The organism is Nocardia heshunensis (assembly GCF_054782115.1).
The window spans coordinates 383,448-405,083 of the sequence record NZ_BAAGTC010000004.1 but is presented as its reverse complement, the minus strand read 5'-3'; the positions used below and the strand labels follow the sequence as shown (position 1 = coordinate 405,083).

Annotated in this window: 21 protein-coding genes; 8 read left to right on the top strand and 13 right to left on the bottom strand. The window is 67.7% G+C overall.

What is annotated here, in order from left to right:
• Window positions 1-28 precede the first annotated feature (28 nt).
• The gene (locus ACYVN4_RS14480) at window positions 29-979 is read left to right on the top strand and encodes a DNA-3-methyladenine glycosylase family protein (protein ID WP_460721226.1); all 951 of its coding nucleotides are present in this window, start codon (window positions 29-31) and stop codon (window positions 977-979) included.
• A 4-nt stretch (window positions 980-983) separates the two neighbouring features.
• Here the strand turns inward: ACYVN4_RS14480 and ACYVN4_RS14475 are convergent, their stop codons facing one another.
• Genes ACYVN4_RS14475 through ACYVN4_RS14465 form a run of 3 tightly spaced genes read right to left on the bottom strand, consistent with a single transcriptional unit; the run spans window position 984 to window position 3,962 of the window.
• Window positions 984-2,258, bottom strand: a complete 1,275-nt coding sequence (locus tag ACYVN4_RS14475) for an extracellular solute-binding protein (RefSeq protein WP_460722663.1) — start codon at window positions 2,256-2,258, stop codon at window positions 984-986.
• A gap of 20 nt (window positions 2,259-2,278) precedes the next feature.
• Complete coding sequence (locus ACYVN4_RS14470) at window positions 2,279-3,103, bottom strand: carbohydrate ABC transporter permease (protein WP_460721224.1); 825 nt, start codon at window positions 3,101-3,103, stop codon at window positions 2,279-2,281.
• Entirely contained in the window at window positions 3,093-3,962 is an 870-nt protein-coding gene (locus tag ACYVN4_RS14465; RefSeq protein WP_460721222.1) for a carbohydrate ABC transporter permease, read from the bottom strand. The genes ACYVN4_RS14470 and ACYVN4_RS14465 overlap by 11 nt, the downstream gene beginning before the upstream one ends.
• 194 nt (window positions 3,963-4,156) lie before the next feature.
• Here ACYVN4_RS14465 and ACYVN4_RS14460 point away from each other — a divergent pair, with 194 nt between their 5' ends.
• From ACYVN4_RS14460 to ACYVN4_RS14445, 4 genes are read left to right on the top strand one after another with little or no spacing between them, the layout of a single operon-like run.
• On the top strand, window positions 4,157-6,037 hold the full coding sequence (locus tag ACYVN4_RS14460) for an SCO2524 family protein (RefSeq protein WP_460721220.1): 1,881 nt from the start codon (window positions 4,157-4,159) through the stop codon (window positions 6,035-6,037).
• Complete coding sequence (locus tag ACYVN4_RS14455; RefSeq protein WP_460721218.1) at window positions 6,034-6,966, top strand: SCO2523 family variant P-loop protein; 933 nt, start codon at window positions 6,034-6,036, stop codon at window positions 6,964-6,966. The genes ACYVN4_RS14460 and ACYVN4_RS14455 overlap by 4 nt, the downstream gene beginning before the upstream one ends.
• Complete coding sequence (locus tag ACYVN4_RS14450; RefSeq protein ID WP_460721216.1) at window positions 6,963-8,009, top strand: SCO2522 family protein; 1,047 nt, start codon at window positions 6,963-6,965, stop codon at window positions 8,007-8,009. The genes ACYVN4_RS14455 and ACYVN4_RS14450 overlap by 4 nt, the downstream gene beginning before the upstream one ends.
• A 12-nt stretch (window positions 8,010-8,021) precedes the next feature.
• Window positions 8,022-9,005 carry an SCO2521 family protein gene (locus ACYVN4_RS14445; protein WP_460721214.1) on the top strand — a complete coding sequence of 328 codons (984 nt, stop codon included), beginning with the start codon at window positions 8,022-8,024 and terminating at the stop codon, window positions 9,003-9,005.
• A 16-nt stretch (window positions 9,006-9,021) separates the two neighbouring features.
• On the opposite strand, the gene ACYVN4_RS14440 is transcribed toward ACYVN4_RS14445, so the two are convergent.
• From ACYVN4_RS14440 to ACYVN4_RS14430, 3 genes are all read right to left on the bottom strand, one after another.
• Window positions 9,022-9,882, bottom strand: coding sequence for a hypothetical protein (locus ACYVN4_RS14440; RefSeq protein WP_460721212.1), 861 nt, complete (start codon window positions 9,880-9,882; stop codon window positions 9,022-9,024).
• A 2-nt stretch (window positions 9,883-9,884) separates the two neighbouring features.
• A complete protein-coding gene (locus ACYVN4_RS14435; RefSeq protein WP_460721210.1) occupies window positions 9,885-10,355 on the bottom strand; it encodes a GNAT family N-acetyltransferase in 471 nt (156 codons plus the stop codon).
• Window positions 10,356-10,709: 354 nt separating this feature from the next.
• Window positions 10,710-10,913, bottom strand: coding sequence for a hypothetical protein (locus ACYVN4_RS14430; RefSeq protein WP_379358992.1), 204 nt, complete (start codon window positions 10,911-10,913; stop codon window positions 10,710-10,712).
• A 280-nt stretch (window positions 10,914-11,193) separates the two neighbouring features.
• Between ACYVN4_RS14430 and ACYVN4_RS14425 the strand changes: the two genes are divergently transcribed.
• Window positions 11,194-12,081, top strand: coding sequence for a helix-turn-helix domain-containing protein (locus ACYVN4_RS14425; RefSeq protein ID WP_460721208.1), 888 nt, complete (start codon window positions 11,194-11,196; stop codon window positions 12,079-12,081).
• Window positions 12,078-12,281, top strand: coding sequence for a DUF397 domain-containing protein (locus ACYVN4_RS14420; RefSeq protein ID WP_460721206.1), 204 nt, complete (start codon window positions 12,078-12,080; stop codon window positions 12,279-12,281). The genes ACYVN4_RS14425 and ACYVN4_RS14420 overlap by 4 nt, the downstream gene beginning before the upstream one ends.
• Window positions 12,282-12,327: 46 nt before the next feature.
• Here the strand turns inward: ACYVN4_RS14420 and ACYVN4_RS14415 are convergent, their stop codons facing one another.
• The 4 genes from ACYVN4_RS14415 to ACYVN4_RS14400 all read right to left on the bottom strand — a co-directional run bounded on the left by ACYVN4_RS14415 (window position 12,328) and on the right by ACYVN4_RS14400 (window position 16,184).
• Complete coding sequence (locus ACYVN4_RS14415; protein ID WP_379358986.1) at window positions 12,328-12,483, bottom strand: hypothetical protein; 156 nt, start codon at window positions 12,481-12,483, stop codon at window positions 12,328-12,330.
• A 120-nt stretch (window positions 12,484-12,603) separates the two neighbouring features.
• Window positions 12,604-13,350, bottom strand: a complete 747-nt coding sequence (locus ACYVN4_RS14410; RefSeq protein WP_460721203.1) for a succinate dehydrogenase/fumarate reductase iron-sulfur subunit — start codon at window positions 13,348-13,350, stop codon at window positions 12,604-12,606.
• Window positions 13,351-13,352: 2 nt separating this feature from the next.
• Window positions 13,353-15,314, bottom strand: coding sequence for a fumarate reductase/succinate dehydrogenase flavoprotein subunit (locus tag ACYVN4_RS14405; RefSeq protein WP_460721201.1), 1,962 nt, complete (start codon window positions 15,312-15,314; stop codon window positions 13,353-13,355).
• A gap of 39 nt (window positions 15,315-15,353) precedes the next feature.
• Complete coding sequence (locus ACYVN4_RS14400) at window positions 15,354-16,184, bottom strand: hypothetical protein (RefSeq protein ID WP_460721199.1); 831 nt, start codon at window positions 16,182-16,184, stop codon at window positions 15,354-15,356.
• A gap of 368 nt (window positions 16,185-16,552) precedes the next feature.
• On the opposite strand from ACYVN4_RS14400, the gene ACYVN4_RS14395 reads away from it, so the two are divergent.
• A complete protein-coding gene (locus ACYVN4_RS14395) occupies window positions 16,553-17,833 on the top strand; it encodes a thiolase family protein (protein WP_460721197.1) in 1,281 nt (426 codons plus the stop codon).
• A 21-nt stretch (window positions 17,834-17,854) separates the two neighbouring features.
• On the opposite strand, the gene ACYVN4_RS14390 is transcribed toward ACYVN4_RS14395, so the two are convergent.
• From ACYVN4_RS14390 to ACYVN4_RS14380, 3 genes are all read right to left on the bottom strand, one after another.
• Complete coding sequence (locus ACYVN4_RS14390; protein ID WP_379358976.1) at window positions 17,855-18,142, bottom strand: hypothetical protein; 288 nt, start codon at window positions 18,140-18,142, stop codon at window positions 17,855-17,857.
• Window positions 18,143-18,323: 181 nt separating this feature from the next.
• A complete protein-coding gene (locus ACYVN4_RS14385) occupies window positions 18,324-19,310 on the bottom strand; it encodes an alpha/beta fold hydrolase (RefSeq protein WP_460721194.1) in 987 nt (328 codons plus the stop codon).
• Between the two features lie 297 nt (window positions 19,311-19,607).
• The gene (locus ACYVN4_RS14380; protein ID WP_460721192.1) at window positions 19,608-21,563 is read right to left on the bottom strand and encodes an acyl-CoA dehydrogenase family protein; all 1,956 of its coding nucleotides are present in this window, start codon (window positions 21,561-21,563) and stop codon (window positions 19,608-19,610) included.
• Window positions 21,564-21,636: the final 73 nt, after the last annotated feature.

Genomic DNA, 21,636 nt, shown 5'->3' with positions numbered 1-21,636 from the left:
CCGTCGCGTTACCAAATAGAATGGCGCGGTGACTTCAGCGCCTCCCGCACCGACCAGTGCGGTGTCCGGCGCGCAAAACCGGACCGTATCCAGCGCCCGGCCGATCGATCTGGCCGCCACCATCTCTCCGCTGCGTCGCGGCCTCGGTGATCCCTGTCACCGCGAAACCCCGGACGGCGCGCACTGGCACGCCTCCCGCATGCCCTCGGGCGAGGTCACCTTCCGGCTGCGGCAGGCCGACCGGAACACCGTCGAGGCCCGCGCCTGGGGTCCGGGTGCGGAGGAGTTCCTGCAGCAGCTGCCCGCGATGCTGTGCCTCGACGAGGACGTCAGCGACTTCACCCCCGACCATCCCAAGGTGGCCGAGGCGCACCGCCGCAATCCGGGGCTGCGCATGCTGCGCACCGGCCTGGTGTGGGAGGCCCTGGTCCCGGCGGTGCTGGAACAAAAGGTGCACACCCGGACCGCGCACGCATCCTGGCGGAAACTGGTGTGGCGCTACGGAACTCCCGCGCCCGGCCCGGCCCCCGAGGGGCTGCGCGTGATGCCGGACGCCGAGACGTGGCGGCACATCCCGTCCTGGGTCTACCACCGCGCCAATGTGGAACCGCAGCGCTCGAAAACCATTGTGCTGGCGGCCCGTATCGCACCGAAGCTGGAACAGGCGGCGGCGCTGGATCATGCCGAGGCGGCACAGCGCCTGCGCACCGTGCCGGGGATCGGGGTATGGACCGCCGCCGAGATCGCGCAGCGCGCCTTCGGTGACGCGGATGCCCTGTCGGTCGGCGATTTTCATCTCGCGGCGACCGTCGGCTGGACCCTGCTGGGCAAGCCGATCGACGATGACGCGATGGTCGAGTACCTCGAACCCCTGCGCCCGCACCGGTATCGGGCGGTGCGACTGCTCGGCCTGGCCGGTTTCGTGCACAAGCCGAAGTTCGGCCCGCGGACGCCCTACACCGACCACAGCAGGATCTGAGCGCTCACTGCTGGGCGGCCGCTGTGTCTCCTGCCCGCTGTGCGCGGGTGAGCGCCTCGGCAACCGGGATCCGGCGCAGGTACATCTCGTCGAGAATGGGCGTCATCGCTTGCAGGGCGGCCGGGAATCCGGGCCCGCCACCGGCCCCGATCTCGTTGCCGCGCAACACATCGAAGAACGGCGACACGTCGACGCCGTGTCCGGCCCAGTAGTCGCGGTACTCCTGCTGCTCGCTGACCACCGCCGGAATCGTGGCTCCCGCCAGGCCGAGGTAGCGATTACCGGCCGCACTGCCCAGCCAGGCCAGCACCCGCCGCACTGCGGCCGGATGCGCGGTGGCGGCGTTGCCGGCGACCCCGATGGCATTGTCGGCGCTCACCCGCCCGGCGGGTCCCGCGGGAATCATGGCCAGCCCCCAATGGAATCGGGTCTGCTGCGCGACGGTGGCCAGGTTGAAGGTGCCGGACTGAAACAGCGCCATGCGGCCCTGCAGAAAAGCATTCTTGGTGAAGTCGCCGCTGGTATTGGTGTCGGCGGCCGAGGGCGAGAGCCCGTCGGCGACCAGCCCGACCGTGTATCCGAAGGCATCCCGCCCCTGCGGGGAGTCGAAGGCGAACCGCCCGTCGGCTTGCAACTGCCCGCCTGCCGACCCCAGATACGGCAGTGTGATGGATTGAAAGTCGTTGGCCGCGTTGTACGGCCAGGCGGATCCGGCCGCCAGCCGGCGCAGCAGCGGCCGGAAGGTGTCCGAGCCCGGATCCGGGCTCCACCGGGCCGCCGCGAGCTCGGCGGGATCGACTCCCGCCCGGGCCAGCAGGTCCAGGTTGACGTACATCGCCGTGCCGCCGTCCACGAATTGCGGTACCGCCCAGAGCTTTCCGCCTCGGGTGTACTGCCGGACTGCCTGGGGATCCCAGCCCTGCGCCGCCTGCGGTCCCAGCGCCGCCCCGATGTCCATCAGGTGCCCGCTGTCGGCATAGTCCTCGTAGAGATTGGTCCAGAACAGGTCGTCGGCGATCCCGCCCGCCACGTCCAGTCGCAGCTTCTGCTGGTAGGAAGCCCACGGCACCAGCGTGATCCGCACCTCCAGATCCGGATTGGCGCGTTCGAACTCGTCGAGCGAGGCCCGGTAGGCCGACACGAAACTCTGATCCCAGATCCGCAGCCGCACCACCGTGCGCCCACCGCCCTCGGTATCGCGCCCGAGCCACAGCACCGCCGCCACCAGCACAACGGCCACCGCGGCGATGCCGAGCACCGCGCGGGTCGAGTCCTTGATCGGCACCGCCCACCCCGTCTTCATTTCAGCCCCGTCACCGCGACGGACCGCAGCACCTGCCGCTGGAACACCACGAACAGCACCACCAGCGGTGCGATGGCCAGGGTGGTGGCGGCCATGATCAGCGTCCACTGCGCGTTGTACTGCGTCTGCAGATTCGCGGTGGCCACGGTCAGCACCTGCCATTTCGGTCCGGAGGCGGCGACCAGCGGCCACATGAAACTGTTCCACTGCGACACCACGGTGATGATGGTGAGCGTGGCCAGGATCGGGCGGCTCATCGGCACCACCACGCTCACCAGGATGTCGAGGGTGGCGGCTCCGTCCACCCGCGCGGCGTCGATGATCTCCCCCGGAATCGCCCGGAAGTACTGGCGCAGCAGGAAGATCGCGTACGGCGACCCGAACAGGAACGGCAGCACCAACGCCCAGAACGTATTGAGCCAGCCCAGTTTCGCGAACATCAGATACAGCGGCACCAGCGTGACCGCGCTCGGCACCATCATGGTGCCGAGATAGACCCAGAACAGCACATCGCGGCCGGGAAAGTCGGTGCGCGCGAACGCGTATGCGGCCATGATCGACACCAGCAGCTGTCCGGCGGTGATGCAGACGGTCATCAGCGCGGTCACCAGCACCGCGCGGCCGAGTCCCTGATCCAGCACCGTCCGGAAGTTGTCGAGGGTGGCGGGATGCGGTGTGGCCAGCGCGGATTCGCTCGCGAACTGCGCAGGCGTCTTCACCGCCGTCATGGCGCTCAACACCAGCGGCGCGACCGTCACCAGCGCACCCAGGATCAGCACCGCGTACGCAGCTGCGGTCCGTAGCCATCGCTCAGTACCCATAGCTGGTCCGATCCCGGAAGTACCGATGCTGCGCCACCGTGATCACGAACATGACCGCGAACACCACCACCGCCATGACCGCCGCACGCCCCGGATGCGCGGCCTCGAACGCCTCCGAATAGATCCGCATGCCAACCACATCCGTGCGGTGATCCGGCCCGCCCCGCGTCAGGGCGTATACCGCGTCGAAGGTCTGGAATACGCTCAGCACCCCGGTGACCAGCACGAAGAACATGGTCGGCCGCAGCAGCGGCAGCATCAGCCACCGAATCCGGCGCCAGCCGTCGGCCCCGTCCAGCGCGCCCGCGTCCAGGATCTCCGCGGGTATGGCCCGGATCCCCGCCACGAAGAACAAGGCCACATACCCGACATTCATCCAGATGATCACCGATGCGGCCGAGGGCAGCGCCAACGTCGGCGAGCTCAACCATTCGATCCGCCGTCCCAGCAGCGCGTTCAATGCCCCGCCGGTGGGCGCGAAGATCCACTGCCACACCACGCCGACCGCCACCGGCGCGCACATCCACGGCAGCGCGTAGATCACCCGCAGCACGGTCCCGCCGCGTCCGCGCCCGGCGACCAGCGCGGCCACCGCGAAGCCGAGCGTCGTCTGCACCGGCACCACGATCGCCGTCAGCGCCAGCGTGACCAGAATCGAATGCCCGAACTGGCGGTCGCTCAGCACCGACCGCCAGTTGCTCCACCCGGTGAAGGTCATGGGCCCCAGCAGATTCCAGCTGTGCACACTCAGCCACAGCACCACCGCGATCGGGAGCAGCAGAAAGCCGCCCACCCCGATCAGGCTGGGCAGCAGCAGGGCATAGCCGACCGCGGCCTGTCTGCGTCTCGCCGTGTTCACGATCGGGGACGCTACCGGCGCGGTCTCGATCGCCGTCCGACCCACGCCCGATCTGCCCGATATTGTGCTGTGCCCGACGCGATTTCGAGGCTGCCTTCCACCCGGTGCGCGCGCCTGGCGCATGATAGTTTCAGCCGCGCTCGTTCATAGCGTTACCGGCGGGGCTGGCCACGACAGGGCAGGGGCAGGCGTCGATGAGAATCAAGCCACGGGAACAGATCCTCAGTGTCTGGCGGTCGCTGCTGACCGCCTGTTACCAGGATGACGACTGGGTCTGGGGCGGGCGCAACGGCTCGAACTCGATCAGCGACGCCGAACAGCTGCTGTGCCTGCTGTATCCGGCCACCGAGATCGACGGGTTCGGGCTGGAACGTCCGGACGAGATCGCCGACGACATTCGCGCGGTGCTCTCCCCGCTGGGTGACAGCGGCCTGCGCATCGGCGAGCGGGTGGTGTGGCTGCTCGAGCAGTACATCGACCGGCACACCGAGGGGGAAGCCGGCGGCCCCGACGAACTGCCGATCTTCGCGGCGGGCAGCTACCTGGCCTCCTCCGACGGCGGCGAACCGACCGTCGAGCAGCGCGCGCTGGATGTGGTCGACTCCTATTCCATGTCGCTGACCCTGTGTCTGGCGGCGTTGAAGTTCCTGCGCGGCTTCCGCGGTCCGGTCGCCGAGCTGGCGGTGGGCCGCCGCACCCGCCTCGCGGTGGAGGTGCTGCCCCGCATCGAGGCGCTCGATGCCCGCGTCAATGTCCGGCTCACCGCCGCCATGGTCGGGCTGATCCGCAGCTTCGTGGTCAACACCGTCTCGCCGAAGTCCGAGGCCGGGATGGCGATGCTGTCCATGCTCAATCAGACCGGCGGTCCCACCGAGGCGGTGGTGCACGCGGTGCAGACCCGGCTGGACCGGGTCCGGATCCGACTACGCAACGACGCCACCCTCAGTCAGGTCGAGGGCGTCGATCTCGACAGCGAGGACATGCTGTTCGAATGCGGGTGGAGCTGGGCCATCGTGCGCAAGGCGGCGGCCATCGATTTCGTGGACATGGCCATCGCCGATCAGACCGGCTATGCCATCGCCCGGCCCTACCTGCACTTCACGGTGGTCGCCCTGGACGGCATCAACGACCTCACCTCGACCCGCACCCGCGAACTCGACCTGCTCAACGGCCAGCAGCGCCGCCTGGCCGAGGCATTGCAGCTGCGCTGGGATCTGGCGCAGCGCTACTGGGCGGCGGTGGCGCGCTTCGGAACCGGGCGCTGGCCACTCGAGGACATTCCGTGGCGTACCTCCGACGGCGAGGAGTCGGACTACTTCAGTCTGATCGTGTCCGCGGTGCTCATGCAGGATCTGCTCAACCGCGAGGCCAATGACGACGACCTGGACCGGGCCGCAACGATTTTCGACGAACTGGCCCGCCGCGGCCGGATCATCCGCCGCTTCACCGAGGACGACCCGGCCCGCATCATGCACACCCCGGGCGTGAGCCTGCGCCTGCTGGGCAGCGAGGAACTCGACGGCCCACTGCTGCTGTGGACCGTATCCGATTACGCCACCGTGCTTTTGAAGCGCACGCTGCAGGCGGCCCGGCTGTCGGGCACTGTCGAGACCCGTGATCAGTTGATGGCGCTGGCCCAGGCCACCATGGATCATCTGGATCTGCGCGCCTTCCGCGCCGGCCCGGCCACCGGTCTCTGGGACGACCCCAGCCGCATCTTCGGTACCGCCGAAAACCAGCTGCCCTCTTGGTATCTCACCGAGCGGGTGGTCGAGTGCATGGTGACCGCCGCCCGCATGTACCGGGAGCCGCCGCTGCGTTCGCCCACCTCGGTGACCCGCGCCATGGAACTGTTGATGGAGGCCGAGCACCTGCTCAATCGGGAGATGCTGGAGCTCAGCGAGGTCGACGTGTCCGCCGGGCGCACCGCCCTGGTGCTGGCCGAGCAGCGCTTGGAGCGGGCCCGGGAACTCATCGACGAACGTCCCGGTACTGCGGTGAGTCTCGCCTCGCAGGCCCTGCTGGAACTGGACGAGCTCGCCTACGCCCGCTTCGACGCCACCAGGAGTGTGTGACCGTGCTCGTGTTCTCCGCCTCCGACAAGGGCGGCACCGGCCGCTCGGTCACCAGCTGCAATATGGCGTACTGGCTGAGCATGAAGGGCTACAAGGTCGCCTACCTGGACTTCGATTTCGGATCGCCCACGGCCGGTGGCACTTTCGAGATCAGCCGGATCGACAACGGCGTGCGCGACGGCTCGGGCCTGCACGCGTTCCTGCTCGACGAGAACGGGACGCCCGCCCGCCTGAGCGTGCGCTCGGAGACCGATCGCCTGGAGCTCAGCCGCTCCCGGCACCCGTCCGGGCGACTGGTGCTGTTCCCCGGCGACCTCGGCGGTTCGGAGTTCACCACGCTCGACGACTGGATGATCGACCGCTGTGCGGCCCTGTTCGCCACCTGCGAGCAGGAATTCGACATCACGTTCGTGGACCTGAGCGCCGGACGCTCGATCGCGCTGGCGCTGGCGCTGAGTGCGACCAAGCGTCCGCAGCTGGCGCAGGCGGTGTGCCGGTGGCTGATCTTCCACCGCTGGACGCGTCAGCACATCGCCGCGGCCCGCGGTCTGGTGCACGACGAGAACGGCGTGCTGGCCACCGGTGAGGTGTGGGGGCACGACCGGACCGAGCTGATGACCTCGCTGCGTTTCGTCCGCACGGCCGTGCCGGAACTCAACGCGGCCCCCGGATTGCGCCCGGCGCAGGCCGCCTGGCTGCAGGAACAGCACAACACCCTGACCCGCGCGGCGAACCGGCACGGCATGGGCGAGAGCGGGATACTCGGGACGATCCCGGTGGAACCGATGCTGCAGTGCCGGGAACAGGTGATCCTTGATGTGGACGTGGCCGCGCATGTGGCCAATGCCGCGACGGTGGCGGCGTTCCGGGATTTGACCGAGAAGCTCGTGAACGACGCCGTCTGGGAACAGGTGGAGGTGCGCAGATGAGTTCCGCGACCGACTACAGCGAGGCCGGTGAGCGCAGCCGGGTGGAGGGGCAGCCGCTGTCGCATCTGTCCATCGAGGTCGGCCACTTCTACATGGACGAGCTCGTCAACGGTGTCGATCGCATCCACGCGCAGTTGCGCAAGGTGGCCCCGATCGTCGAGGCCCAGCGGGCCGCCGCCGTGGCCGAATTCGGCGAGGGCGCCCGGGTGAGCACGTGTTTCCTGGTCGACGACTACTTCTGGGCCAGGACCGGCAGCAACCGGGAGTCCCGCCCCGGGGCCGAACCCGAGGTGATCCTCACCAAGCTGCTCGATGCCGCGCGCGAATGTGACGTCCCCATCGACTATCTGGCGCGCGAGGCCGGATGCGCCGAGGTGCCGATGTTCCGGGACGGGGAGCCGATCGGCGAGCCGATCCGGCTGGCGGAAATGATGTCCGCCCGCATCGTCGCCGAGCCGGAGCGCGACGGCACCGGCCGCCGCCCACCGACGGTGGAGTCCGGCTGGCTGTGCAATGGCCGCCGGTCCTCGGAATACGATGCCGGACAGGCGATGCGGATCGCGCGTTACCGACCGCCGGAGGAGTTCGGCGCGCGCAATCACTCCATCTTCCTGGATGTGCAGCTGTGGAGCCGCCAGCTCGAGGAGGTGGCGGGTGCGCAGGTGGAACGGATCCTGTGGTCGTGCCCGTTCCTCGCCTCGATCTGGCAGTTGTTGCGGCTGGGCATGATTCGCAACGAGGGGGCGGTGGTGGCCGCGCCGGTGCCGTGGAACGACCCGTGGCCCAGCGAATGGTCGCGGCTGCCCGCGGTGGTGCAGTTGAATCCGGCCGCCAAACCCTTTGCGGCATACCGCGCGCTGTCCGTCCTGCCCTACAGCTACCTGGGCATCGAACATGCCGTGCGGGTGATCCTCGACCACCTGCAACTGGACGAGGATGTCCAGGCCAAACTCGTGGAACGCGGTGCGAACGAACGCAATCCGGTGACGGTGCCGTGGCCTGCCACCCGACGGCTCAATCACCTCTTCCTCGGGGATGTCTGAGGTGACACGTCCATGAGTGATCCGCTGGTGCTGCTGGGGGAGGTGCGCACCGCACTGTTGCCGAACTCGGGGGGACTGGCGGCGCGTGAGGCCGCGGCGGTGTTGTCGCTGCTGCCCGGCCGACAGGTTTCCATGCGAGAACGTCCACTGCCACTGGCAATTTCGCCGACCTCGGCGGTCGGTGTCGACTGCAAGCTGGCGACGGCGTCGCAGAAGGAAACCCGTGCGGTCGGGACCGTGGCCGCGCACGCCGTGCTGGTGGGCGGCCGGGTGGTGCAGAGTTCCGCCTGCTCGACCCTGGTGCGCACCACGGACAAGGATCGGCGGCCCTGGTCGCACTATCTGACCCGGGTCGGAACCCTCGAGGTCTGGCACCGCATGACCGACGATGCCTCGGCGGCCGTCGATCTCACCGCGGGCTTTCTGGAGAAGTCCGGTCGCAACACGCTGGATCTGGGTTCGATCAGCGACCGGCTGCTGACCCGGGTCCGCACCGATCGGCGACTCGATCAGCGACCGCCGGTGCGCTCGGGGGCGACGCGCCTGCGCTGGGCCGCCCGGGTGGCGCCGCCGCTGGGCGGGAGTGTGCGCGGGCGGGCCTTCATCTCGCTGCGCCTGGAGGACGAAACCACCAGGTCCGTCCTGATTCTCGTGCCGACCGTCCGGGATCTCGAAGCGGTGCAACGCTTCTGCGAGGATCTGGCCGTGCACGACTGGCTGCTGTCCATGCTCGGCGCCGCCCTCTCCGACGCCGATCGGCCCTCGGCCGACCGGGATACCGCCGAGCAGCTGGCCCCGCTGCTCGAACAACTCGTACACCTGTGGATGCCCGGCGCGCACACCTCGTCGCGGCTGGGCGATCTGTGGGAGCGGCTGGAGAAGGATCCGGGCTTCACCCGGCAGTGGACCGCGCAGGTCGGCCAGCTGCGCGACCGGCTGGCGGTCGCGACCCTGGAAGCCCTGCGCAGCTCCAAGATCAGCAGCATCCAGTGGTGAGTCCCCCGGTGCGTGCTCAGAGCCGGAACCAGCGCCGCACCAGCAGGGCGAAGAACACCGACATGGTGACCGCGCCCAGATAGCTCTCGATCACGAAGATCGCGCGCCCGCCGACCCGCAGGTTCAGCGTGTCGCCGACGCCCAGCGGGTTCAGGTAGTTCATCAGCACCTGGAAGACGGTCACCGCGGGCGGCTGATCCGCGCGCAGCAGCACCGCACCCACGAAGACGAGCAGCTGCACGGCGACGAACCACAGCATGCGGAAGGGCCGATACCCGTAGCCGCAGATCAGGTCCGGGATCAGACCGCCGATTCGCTTCCAGCCCACCGGTTGTGCGAGTCGCCGGGCGCGGGCCTGGGCCAGCCCGCACTGGTCCTCGGCATCGGTGTCCTCGTCGATTCGGTAGAGACTGCCCGCTCGCCGATAGGCCAAGGCCGCGTGCGCGGGCAGCCCGGCCTGCACCAGCGGCGGGCCCAGCCTTTCGTAAACCTCGGCCAGCAGCCGATTCTGGGTGCGGCTCAGGCGCAGTGGGCCGCGGAACTCCACCTCGGCCGCGATCAGGGCCGCCAGCAGGGCGTTCGCCGCCATCGGTTCCGGGGTGGCGGTGGCCGTGTGCGCGAGCAGCGGGGCGTAGATGCCGGTGAAGACGAGACCGTCACTGGCCCTGCGGATTCCGGGCGGATCGTAGGTCTCGACCACGGCCTCGGTATGCAGGGTGAACAGATCCAGCAGTGGCGTCTCGGTCGTGCGGCGGCGCTGGCGGTGCTCCAGCTCGAGGAATTCGCCGACACTGTCGGCGTAGGTGTCGGCGCGTCGTCGGATGCGGGTGCTCATGTCCTCCACGAACTTCGACGGAGGCGGGCTTTTCTCGAGCATGATCAATGATAGATCCTGTGCACCAGCACATCTCGCGGCTCATCGGGTCCGAAGTAGGCCGGTTCGTGGTGCTCCCAGACGAATCCGACTTCCTTGTAGAGCCGGTAGGCGGCGCGGTTGGCGGGATTCACGGTGAGGAAGATCTGTTCGACCGCGGTGTTGCGGCAGTGCGCGAGTGCGGCTTCCAGCAGTGCCCGGCCGTAGCCGCGGCTGCGGCATTCGGCCGCGACGGCAAACCCGAGGAACCACGCGGTGCCTTCAGTGCCGATGGCGGTGAGCACGTAGCCGCAGACCCTCCCGTCTTCTTCAGCAACCGTCCAGTTTGCTCCGTGGAGCTCGAAGAGCTGTCGCAGAACGAAATACGGATAGGAGGTATGGCCGAACACGGCCACCTCCAGGTGACGGATCGCATCCAGATCCGACACGGACGCCGTCCGGCAGGTCGGCGCGTCCGGCTGTTCGAAGGCCAACAACGGTGTTCCCCTCCACCCCGGGCACTGCGCGTTCGGGAGAAAGCGCGGTGAATTCCAGAGTAGGCGTCACACCGGATCTTGGGTGCGGTTCGGCCCGCCCGCCGTCTGTGGAGCGAGAGGGCCGAACCGCGCTGCTGCACGCGATGGGGACTGCGCCACCGCAACCCGGAGGTTAGGCGCGGGGCGTTCGAAAGCGCTGTGCTGCAGCGTTTATCGCGACCGGGGGCCTTCCCCTGACCGCCCCCGGTCGCGAAATCTGGTTGGTACGGGATAGTGCGGAACGGGTGTCGAGGGCCAGCCACAGCAGCCGGAACACCACCCGGTCGCAGCGGGTTGCGATCGCCGCCTGCCCGGTCATGGCAGCGCGCGCTCGTCGAGCACGCATCGGCCTTCTTCGACCAGAGTCGCCCGCGCGCGCCGGCGCACCTTGCAGGTTGCCACCGTGCAATCGAGGTGCAATTGCATTGCCGCGTGGGCCTGTTCGGCGCTCATCACCCCCGGATCCCGGCGGCAGCGCGACAGGACGGCGATGTGCATATTCAGGGACGTCAGTTGCATGTCCAGACCACTCCTACTTCCCGCGGTTCCTGAAGTGCCCGGAGATTCAGGAAAGGAAAGGGGCCTAGCTACACCACTCCGGGCACACATCTAGCACACCACGAGCAGACGCCAGGCGGGCGAATTTCGACAAGGAGAACGCAAAATTGCGCGAATTCCCAGCAGCGAATCCACCTGGGGGAGGACGATTCTCCATAGTGGACGAGGCGGCTGCCCGCACGCCGCCCCGATCCGCCCACCCAACCCCGATCCATGCCCGCGACCGCGAATGGAGCGTGTTGTGTCCGAAGGTCCCGCGTCCTCCACCCTGCCCCGCCGCCAGCTCGGCCGCTACCTGCGCGACTGGCGCATCCAGGCCGGACTCACCATTGCCGAGGCGGCCAAGCTGATGGAGTGGGGCGCGAGCACCTTACAGCGGCTCGAGAAGGGCAATGCCGATCGCATCCGCACCATCGACATCCAGGAGCTGTGCCGGATATACGGCATTCCTGCCGAAATCGCCGACGGGCTCAAGGGTTTGGCGCAGCAGGCGGCCGTCAAGAGCTGGTGGCACTCCTACGGCGACCTCATTCCGGAGAACTTCGACGTCTACGTGGGCCTGGAGGCATCCGCGCAGCAGTTGTCCTGCTACCAATCGGAATTGGTGCCGGGGCTGCTGCAGACCGCCGATTACGCAAGGGCCCTGAACCGGCTCGGCTATCCGGAAGAGACGGTGGCGGAGGTGGATCGGCGGGTTCAGCTGCGCATGCAGCGCCAAGCCATGATCACCCGCCGCACCCGGCCGGCACAGGTCGCCATGGTGTTGCACGAATCGGTATTGCGCCGCCTGGTGGGAGGTGCAAGGGTGATGGCGGCGCAGGTGCGGCACTTGGCGGAACTGAGCACCCGGCCCAATGTCGGCCTGCGTATCCTGCCCTTCGCCGCCGGTGTCCCACTGGGACTTTCGACCGGTCCGTTCGTGATTCTGGAGTTCGGAACCGATGGCAAGGGGCAGCCGGTGGAGCCCCCGGTGGTCTATGTGGAGGGGTTCACCGGCGATCTGTATCTCGAGAGACAGGGCGATGTGCAGCGCTATCGCCGGGCGCAAGACGGCCTGCAGAGCTGCGCGCTGGACATCCAGGACAGTAGAAACCTGCTCAGACAGGTGGCGAAGGAGTATTCGGCATGAGTGTGGAGCTTTCCGGGGCGCGCTGGTTCAAGAGCAGCCGCAGCGGGGCCGGTAAGGAATGCGTCGAAGTGGCGTTCCTGCCGACGGGCCGAGTGGGCGTGCGGGACAGCAAGAATCCCCACGGCCCGGCGCTGGTATTCGGTGCGGCGGAATGGCGCTCGTTCACCGCGGGCATTGAAAACGGGGTATTCGAAGGGTGATTCACTGATCGGAGGGTTCACGGGCCCCGCCCCGTGAACCCTCGCCTCAGAGGATTGCGACGACCCCGATGGCGACGGCGGCCACGAGCACGCCGATCGCCAGTGCGGGTATCAATGCGCCGGTCAGTACGTATACGCCCATCGCCGATACCGCGAAGAGCATCCCAACGATCAGCCGTTCGACCCAGTCATGGGGACCCATTTTCCGGTACCGGGGACGCGCATTCTTCAGTCCTCGGTCCACGAATAGTTGGATACCCATGCTTATCGTGCGCAAACATCCTTCTGTTGTCGAACGGCGGCCGTTTCGTGATCTTCCCAGCTAACGCCGGAAGAGCTTATTGCCCAGCCAGACGATCGGGTCGTACTTCCTGTCCACGACCCGTTCCTTGAGTGGGATCAGGGCATTGTCGGTGATCTTGATGTGTTCCGGGCAAACCTCGGTGCAGCACTTGGTGATATTGCAGAGGCCCAGGCCGGCGTCCTCCTGCGCCAGATCACGACGGTCACCCACATCGAGGGGATGCATTTCGAGTTCGGCAATACGCATCAGGTATCGCGGACCGGAGAAGGCCTGCTTGTTCTCCTCGTGATCGCGCACCACGTGACAGGTGTTCTGGCACAGGAAGCATTCGATGCACTTGCGGAATTCCTGCGACCGTTCCACATCGGTCTGCTGCATCCGGTACTCGCCCGGTTTCAGATCCATCGGCGGCGTGAAGGACGGCACCTCGCGGGCCTTCTTGTAATTGAAGGAAACGTCCGTGACCAGGTCGCGAATGATGGGGAAGGTACGCATGGGCGTCACCGTCACCACTTCTTCCGGGGTGAAGGTCGACATGCGCGTCATGCACAGCAGCCGCGGCCGGCCATTGACCTCCGCCGAGCACGAACCGCACTTGCCCGCCTTGCAGTTCCAGCGCACCGCCAGGTCCGGGGCCTGGGTGGCCTGCAGCCGGTGGATGATGTCGAGCACCACCTCGCCCTCGTTCACCAGCACGGTGAAGTCCTGCAGGCCGCCACCCTCGGTGTCGCCACGCCACACCTTGAACTTCGCGTCGTAACCCATGGTTATTCCGCCTTTCCTGCCTCGTTCGGTGACGCTGCGTTCGGCGACGCTGTGTCTCGCAGCGCCGCGAGATCCGCGTCGGCGTAGTACTTTTCGAGCTCGCCCAGGTCGAACAACCGCAGCAGGTCCTCCCGCATGGGCACCTGCGCCTCGGGCGTCACCGTCACCGACGGGACCGAGAAGCCGACCTGATCCGCGTCGATGGTGCAGACCAGCAACTTGTTGCGCCACAACGGATCCATGCCCGGATGGTCGTCGCGGGTGTGGCCGCCGCGGCTCTCGGTGCGCAGCAGCGCGCCCTGCGCCACGCACTCGCTGATCAGCAGCATGTTGCGCATGTCCAGGGCCAGATGCCAGCCCGGGTTGAACTGCCGGTGCCCCTCCACCACGACGTGGTCGTAGCGGTCGCGCAGTTCCGACAGCTTCTCGATGGCCTGCTTCAGCTCGTGCTCCTTGCGGATGATGCCGACCAGGTCGTTCATCGTCTGCTGCAGGTCCATGTGCAGGGTGTAGGGGTTCTCCCCCGGCCCGCCCTCGGTGGGCGGATCGAACGGTGTCACAGCCGCTTTCGCGGCCGCGGCCAGATCCTCGTCGGAGATCTTGGGCCGCCCGGCCAGCTGCTCGACGTAGCTGGCCGCACCCAGTCCGGCGCGACGGCCGAACACCAGCAGGTCCGACAGCGAGTTACCGCCCAGCCGGTTGGACCCGTGCAGTCCGCCCGCGCACTCACCGGCCGCGAACAGGCCGGGGACCGTGGCCGCCTGGGTGTCCGGATCGACCTCGATGCCGCCCATGACGTAATGGCAGGTCGGCCCGACCTCCATCGGCTCCTTCGTAATGTCCACGTCCGCCAGCTCTTTGAACTGGTGGTGCATGGACGGCAGCCGCTTGACGATCTGATCGGCGGGCAGCCGCGAGGCGATATCGAGGTAGACGCCGCCGTGCTCGGTGCCGCGCCCGGCCTTCACCTCTTCATTGATGGCGCGCGCGACCTCGTCGCGCGGCAGCAGATCCGGTGTGCGCCGGGCGGAGTCGTTGTCCTTCAACCACTGATCCGCCTCCTCGATGGATTCGGCGTACTGCCCCTTGAAGACCGGCGGGATGTAGTCGAACATGAACCGCTTGCCCTCGGAGTTCTTGAGCACTCCGCCGTCACCGCGCACGCCCTCGGTGACCAGGATGCCCTTCACCGACGGGGGCCAGACCATGCCGGTCGGATGGAACTGCAGGAACTCCATATTGATCAGCGACGCCCCGGCGCGCAGCGCCAGTGCGTGGCCGTCGCCGGTGTACTCCCAGGAGTTCGAGGTCACCTTGTAGGACTTGCCGACACCGCCGGTCGCGATGACCACCGCGGGTGTCTCGAACAGGATGAAGCGTCCGGATTCCCGCCAGTACCCGAAGGCCCCGGAGATGGCGTCGCCGTCCTTGAGCAGTTCGGTGATGGTGCATTCGGCGAAGATCTTGATCCGCGCCTCGTAGTCACCGGTGGCCGCGAAGTCCTCCTGTTGCAGCGAGACGATCTTCTGCTGCATGGTGCGGATGATCTCGAGCCCGGTGCGGTCACCGACGTGCGCCAGTCGCGGATAGGTGTGGCCACCGAAGTTGCGCTGGCTGATTCGGCCGTCGGCCGTCCGATCGAACAGCGCCCCATAGGTTTCCAGCTCCCACACCCGGTCGGGAGCCTCCTGCGCGTGCAGTTCGGCCATCCGCCAGTTGTTGAGGAACTTGCCGCCGCGCATGGTGTCCTTGAAATGGGTCTGCCAACTGTCCTTCTCGTTGGCATTGCCCATGGCGGCCGCGCAGCCGCCCTCGGCCATGACGGTGTGCGCCTTGCCGAACAGGGACTTGCAGACCACCGCCACGGACAGACCGTGTTCACGGGCCTCGATGACCGCACGCAGGCCGGCACCACCGGCACCGATCACGACGACGTCGTACTTGTGCCGCTCGACTTCTGGCATGGACCGAACACTCCTGGGAGAGAAGAGGAATAGAGGACGTCAGCCGATGAGGCGAGGATCGTGGATGGTTCCACTCGCGACCAACATGACGTAGAAATCGGTGAGCATCAGCGTGCAGAGGGTGGTCCACGCCAGCTGCATGTGCCGCGTGTTCAGCTTCGACACCACGGTCCAGAAGCGGTAGCGCACGGGATGCTGCGAGAAGTGCTTCAACCGTCCGCCCGCGATGTGGCGGCAGGAGTGGCACGAGAGCGTGTAGGCCCACAGCAGCACCGCGTTGGCGGTGATGATGAAGGTGCCCAGGCCGATGCCGAAGCCGCCCTTGCCGTGGAAGGAGATCACCGCGTCGTAGGTGTTGATCACCGAGATGATGACCGCGACATAGAAGAAGTAGCGGTGCGCGTTCTGGATGATCAGCGGAAGCTTGGTCTCCCCACTGTATTTCGCGTGCGGCTCGGCCACCGCGCAGGCCGGCGGGGACATCCACACCGAGCGGTAGTAGGCCTTGCGGTAGTAGTAGCAGGTCAACCGGAACAGCAGCAGGAACGGCAGCACCAGGAAGCCCAGCGGGATCCACATCGGCAGATGGCCGATCGGGGTGCCGAAATGCGTGGAGCCCTCGACACAGGAGGCGCTCAGGCAGGGCGAATAGAACGGTGTCAGATAGTGGAAGTCCGGTACCCAATACGCCGCGCGCACAAAGGATCTGATGGTCGCGTAGATGACGAAGGTCGCCAGTCCCGCCACCGTCGCGGCCGGCGGTACCCACCACCGGTCGGTGCGGAGCGTGCGCGCCGAAATGGCGGCCCGGCTCCTCGAGAAAACCCCGGTTGTGCTCGATTCAGAAGCCTTGACTGGTGCGGCGCTCACTGCTGGATGCCTCGCTGCTCTACCCCGTGGAACGTCATCGTTACCTCCGGCATCGAATGTGATGGTGAGCACCTTACGACAGGGGCGCTATCACTCGAGCTCGCAACAGCTATTTCGCGAGCCCGTGATTTGCGCCACATTTCCTGGGTGGACCAGCGTTTCGTTTGCTCGGTGAACAAACGGCAATCGCGCGAACTCGGCGGCCTTTCAGAAAGATTCAGATTTCGGACATTGTGCAGCTGGAGCCCGCCGCATTTCCCGGTTACACACCGTCACACGGCAGCAACAACCGTGTGGTGGCCTGTCCCCTGAGCTAGACCGCCCCCGCCGCGGGGCAGCCGGTGCTGAGGGTTCGAAGGGAGCCGGTGATGAGACGAGCCGCGATCGTGATGCCGATGCGCACCCCCGTGGGGCTACCGGGCGGAGCCCTGTCCGAGGTCCCGCCGCACCGCTTGATCGCCACGGTCCTCACCGCCGTCCTGGGCCGTTCCGGCCTGGACCCGCTGCGTGTCGAACAGATCGTCACGGCCGTCCCCGACCCCGAATCCGTGCCCGCCGCACTGCCACTCGCGGGCCTGTCCCCGGTGCTCGGCGACTTCGCCGTCGGCCCCGGCCCCGGCGGCGGGCTGCGCGCCCTCATCGCCGCGACCATGATGGTGAACACCGGCGCGGCCGACGTGGTGCTGGTCGTCGGCGCCGAATATGCCAGTGGCGCAAGGCGTCCCGCGCCGAGGCCGCCCGCCCCGGCAGCCCGCGACGCGGACGACGACACCCTCACCACCGACGAGCACCTGGCGCTCTGGGCGACGGCGGAACCCGGACGCGGCCACCGGGAGTGGCAGGCCGCCGACCGAATCGGCGACCACTACGGCCTCACCCGCGCCGATGTCGACAACTACGCCGCTGCCAGCCACCGCCGCGCGGCCCGCGCCCGGCGACAGGGCATCTTCGGCGCGGAGACCGCGCCCGTGGTGGTGTGCGCCGACCCCCATGACGTGAATTCCCCTGTGCGGCAACTGGTCGACCGCGACGAGGGCCTGCGCGACGATGTCTCACCCCGGGCCTTCGCGGCGCTGGCGCCCTTCCATGCGACCGGCGTGACCACGGTCGGCAACAGCAGTGTCCGCACGCTCGCGGCGTCGGCCTGCCTGGTGGTCGCCGAGGAACGGCTGGTCGATCTGGGGCTGGAACCCATGGCCTACCTGGTCGGCTGGGCCACCGCCGCCGCCGAACCCGGCGCGCCCGTCCCGTCCGCCACCCCGGCGGTGGCACAGGCGCTGTGGCGCAGCGGTTTCGACCTCGCCGACCTGGATCTGCTCGAGGTCGAGGAGACCACCGCCGCGGATGTCCTGGCCCTGGCCCACACTCTCGGCCTCGAGGAACGCGAGCTGCTCAATGTGCACGGCGGCGCGATCGCTCTCGGCGATCCGGGTGGCGCGTCGGCCCTGCGCATGGTGACCACCATGCTGCACGAATTGTCACGTCGCGATGGCGGTCTCGGACTCGCCGTGACACCGACCGGCCCCGGCCGCTCGCTGGCCGCCGTCTTCGAATCGCCGAATCTGGAGCCCGTCAGCCAGGCCCCGCTCGGCGCACGCTTCCGGGGCGCCGGGTCCAAACGGTCCGGTCGCCACCGCAATCGAAGCTAGAAAATCGGGAAGTTCGTTCGCCTACTCGGTGCGCGGGCGGGAGTGGAATCCCAGGCCCTCGTCCTGCGCGCCGAGCCAGTCCTGTTCCTGATGCTTGGCATCGGGGACGTAGATGGTCTCCTGCTTGGCGCCCGGCGCTTCCGGCGGCGGCGTCTGTTCGAACTCGTCGGTGTCGATGACGAGCCTTTCCAGATCGTTCTCCAACCGGCGGATCGTGCCGGCGTCGCCGTAGTGCGACCGCAGTGCGCCTACGCACTGCCGGAGCTGGCCGACCGCGTAGCGGAGTTCCGCAATCTCGCTGCGTGTCATCGAAACCTCCTCGAGCCGTGTGACAGACCACACATCGTGATCTACAACACAGTACGTGATGAATTTCAATCCGTCTCGTTTGCCGATAGTACTCGCAGCTCAGGGGCCTGTCGCCCGAGCGGAAATCCGGGAATTGACGTTTCAGATGGCGCGAAACAGGCCCTCGGAGATGATCTTCCAGCTACCCCGCGATGGCCAGTTCCGGCCCGCAGTCGGGGCCGCAATCCGGCTCCTGGCCGCGGGCCGCCGCGGTCGCCCGGGCCACCAGCGCCACCACCGCCGCGGCCACCTCCTCCGCGCGTTCCAGGATCACGCTGTGCCCGGCGCCATCCAGGCGCACCAACTCGGCGTCGTCCACCTGTGAGGCCAGCACCACCGAATGCGCGAACGGGATCATGATGTCGGCCGAACCGGCCAGCACCAGCACCGGAATCATGCCCAGCCGGTGCAGGGTCGCGGATTCGTCGAAACGCATGAGCGACTCCAGGAAGCTGGCCATCGTCAGCAGCGAGGTGTCGTTGAGCATGGCGGTCGCCACCGCCAGCATGCGCGGGCTCACCTTGCGGGTGCCGAGCGTGGCGTCCCGCATGATGGGCTCGAAGAAGCGGCGGCTCAGGTGTTTCGACGCCTGCATGGCGCGCGGGGCCTTGCGCACCGCCGCCCGCAGCGAGCTGACCGCCGGGGCGCTCAGCAGCCGCCCCAGCCCGACGCGGGTGACCCCGCTGGCGGCGCTGGAGAGCAGCCCGATGCCGACCACGCGGGTGCCGATGGTCTCCGGGTACAGCCGCGCGTAGGCCAGCACCGTCATGGCGCCCATCGAATGGCCCACCAGCACAACGGGTCCGGTCGGCACCACGGCCCGCAGCACCGCGTCGAGATCGCGCGCCAACTGTTCGATGGTGTACGTCGAGGGATCGGCCGACCCCGAATCCCCGTGTCCGCGATGGTCGTAGAAGACCATGTGCGTGTCGTCGCCCCAGGTCTGCAGCAGATGTCCGCGCATGAACGCCCACGATTCCGCGCGCAGGCAATGTCCGTGCGCGAACACGACGGTGACGGGGGCGTCGGTGGCGCCGAACTCGCGCACCGCGAGTGGCACGCCGTCGTCGGCCGAGACGGTGATGTGGCGGCCGTCGAAATCGGCGGCCCGGGGGCTGGCTGTGGACATGACGTCCTCCTGAAGAGTTCGCCTTCTTGCCCGGTTGTCGAAAGAGATAGCCCGCGCGTTAACCCCTCACACCTGGCGTTATGCACAAGTTGTCCAACTGTCGCCGCCGATCTATGCAGCGCTGCGGGAGGATCTGCCCGACTCTCGGCAACTTGCAATATCTATAGCTATCTAGCGAGGAAGCTAGATAGCTATAGATAGCGGACGAATCCGGAGACCCAAGACGGAGACATAGGAATTTGCCGCTATCTAGCCAGGTAGCTAGATAGCGGCAGATTGTCCTGACGGGGACATCGCCTACTGGGTGGCCGCCGTCCTCGTGGACGGCAGGAACGGCCGGAGCAGGTTCTTCTCGGTGGACTCACCGAACTGCCACTCGGCGATCCACGGACCGGTCCCCTCGCTCGGGTCCAGCGCGCCCGCCTCGAGGAAGCGGTAGCGGCCGTCGAGCACGCCACGGGTCAGCTCGGTGTCGGCGTCGTCGGTGTTGGACCAGAGGGCGTCGAAGAGCTTCTCGACCCGCAGCCGGGACTGGCGGCAGAACAGGTCGGCCAGTTCCTCGGCGGCCACGCCGTCGGGATCGCCTGCCACGCGCAGGGACTGGGCGCGCACGCAGGCGGCGGCCATGGCGAACAGTTCCGCGCCGATGTCGACGATGCGGCCCAGGAAGCCCTGCTTGTACTCGAGCTTGGCCTGCCAGCGGGCCATGCCGTACATGAGCGCGCGGGCCTGCTTGCGCGACATGCGTTCGACGTAGCGCATATGCCGTGCGAGCGGACCGAATTCGCCGTAGGTGACCGGGGTGCTGCCCGCGCCGACGGTCAGTTGCGGGAACCACTTGGCGTAGAAGCCGCTGGCGCCGACCGCCGCCTTGGCCTTGGCCTTGAGTTCGGCATTGCGGTCCACCAGCGCGCCCGCGGCCGCCATGTGGGCATCGGCCATCTCGCGGGCGATGAGCAGGCGCATGATCTCGCTGGAGCCCTCGAAGATGCGGTTGATCCGGAGATCGCGCACCATTTGCTCGGCGCCGACGGCTCTTTCGCCGCGGGCCGCCAGTGACGCGGCGGTCTCGTAGCCGCGGCCGCCGCGGATCTGCACCAGTTCGTCGGCGATCTCGCAGGCCATCTCCGAGGCCCACAGCTTGGCCAGGGCGGCCTCGATGCGGATGTCGTTGCGGTTCTCGTCGCACATGGTGGCCGACAGGTCGAGCACCGCCTCCAGTGCGAAAGTCGTTGCGGCGATGAAGGAGATCTTGGTGCCGACGGCCGCGTGCTCACCGACAGGGCGACCCCACTGCACGCGCGTCGCCGACCATTCCCGCGCGATCTTGAGCGACCACTTCGCCGCGGCGGTGCACATGGCCGGGATCGCGAGCCGTCCGGCGTTGAGGGTGGTGAGTGCGATCTTGAGCCCATCGCCCTCGCGCCCCACCAGGTTTCGCTTCGGAACCCGGACGTTGTGCATGCGGGTGACGCCGTTCTCGATGCCGCGCAGACCCATGAACGCATTGCGCCGCTCGACGGTGATGCCGGGGCTGTCGGCCTCCACGATGAAGGCGGAGATGCCGCCGCGATGGCCTTCGCTCTTGGGTACGCGCGCCATCACCACGAGCAGTTCGGCGACCACGCCGTTGGTAGTCCACAGCTTCACGCCGTTGAGGTCGTAGGCCTCGCCGTCGTCGGTCGGGGTGGCGGTGGAGGCCATGCGCGCGGGATCGGAACCCACATCGGGCTCGGTCAGCAGGAAGGCGCTGACCGCGCCTTTCGCGCAGCGCGGCAGGAACTCTCGCTTCTGCTCGGGGGTTCCGGCCAGCTTGAGCGGTTCGGGCACGCCGATGGACTGGTGTGCCGAGAGCAGCACGCCGAGGCTGCCGTGCGCGGAACCGACCAGCATGAGCGCGCGGTTGTAGCCGACCTGGGACAGGCCGACGCCGCCGTACTCCTCGGGAATCTTGAGCCCGAAGCAGCCGAGTTGCGCCAGCCCCTCGACGTATTCGTCCGGAATGCGGCCGTCGGCCTCGATGCGCCCGCCGTCGATGGTCTCGCAGAACGCGCGCAGCCGCGTCAGGTAGGCCTCGGTCTTGGCGGCGTCCTCGGCTCCGGGGCGTGGGAACGGATGGATGAGGTCGAGCCGGAACCGGCCGAGGAACATCTCCTTGGCGAAGGATGGCTTGTTCCAGGTGGTTTCGCGGGATTCCTCGACCAGTGCCCGGGCCTGTTCTTCGGTGGCGTCGACTTTGGCGGCAGTCGCCATGATGTCCTCCTCGACCGTGATGAGAATCACATTCGAGTGTAGGAGCGTTTGTTACCCACCGGTAGGGGGCGGC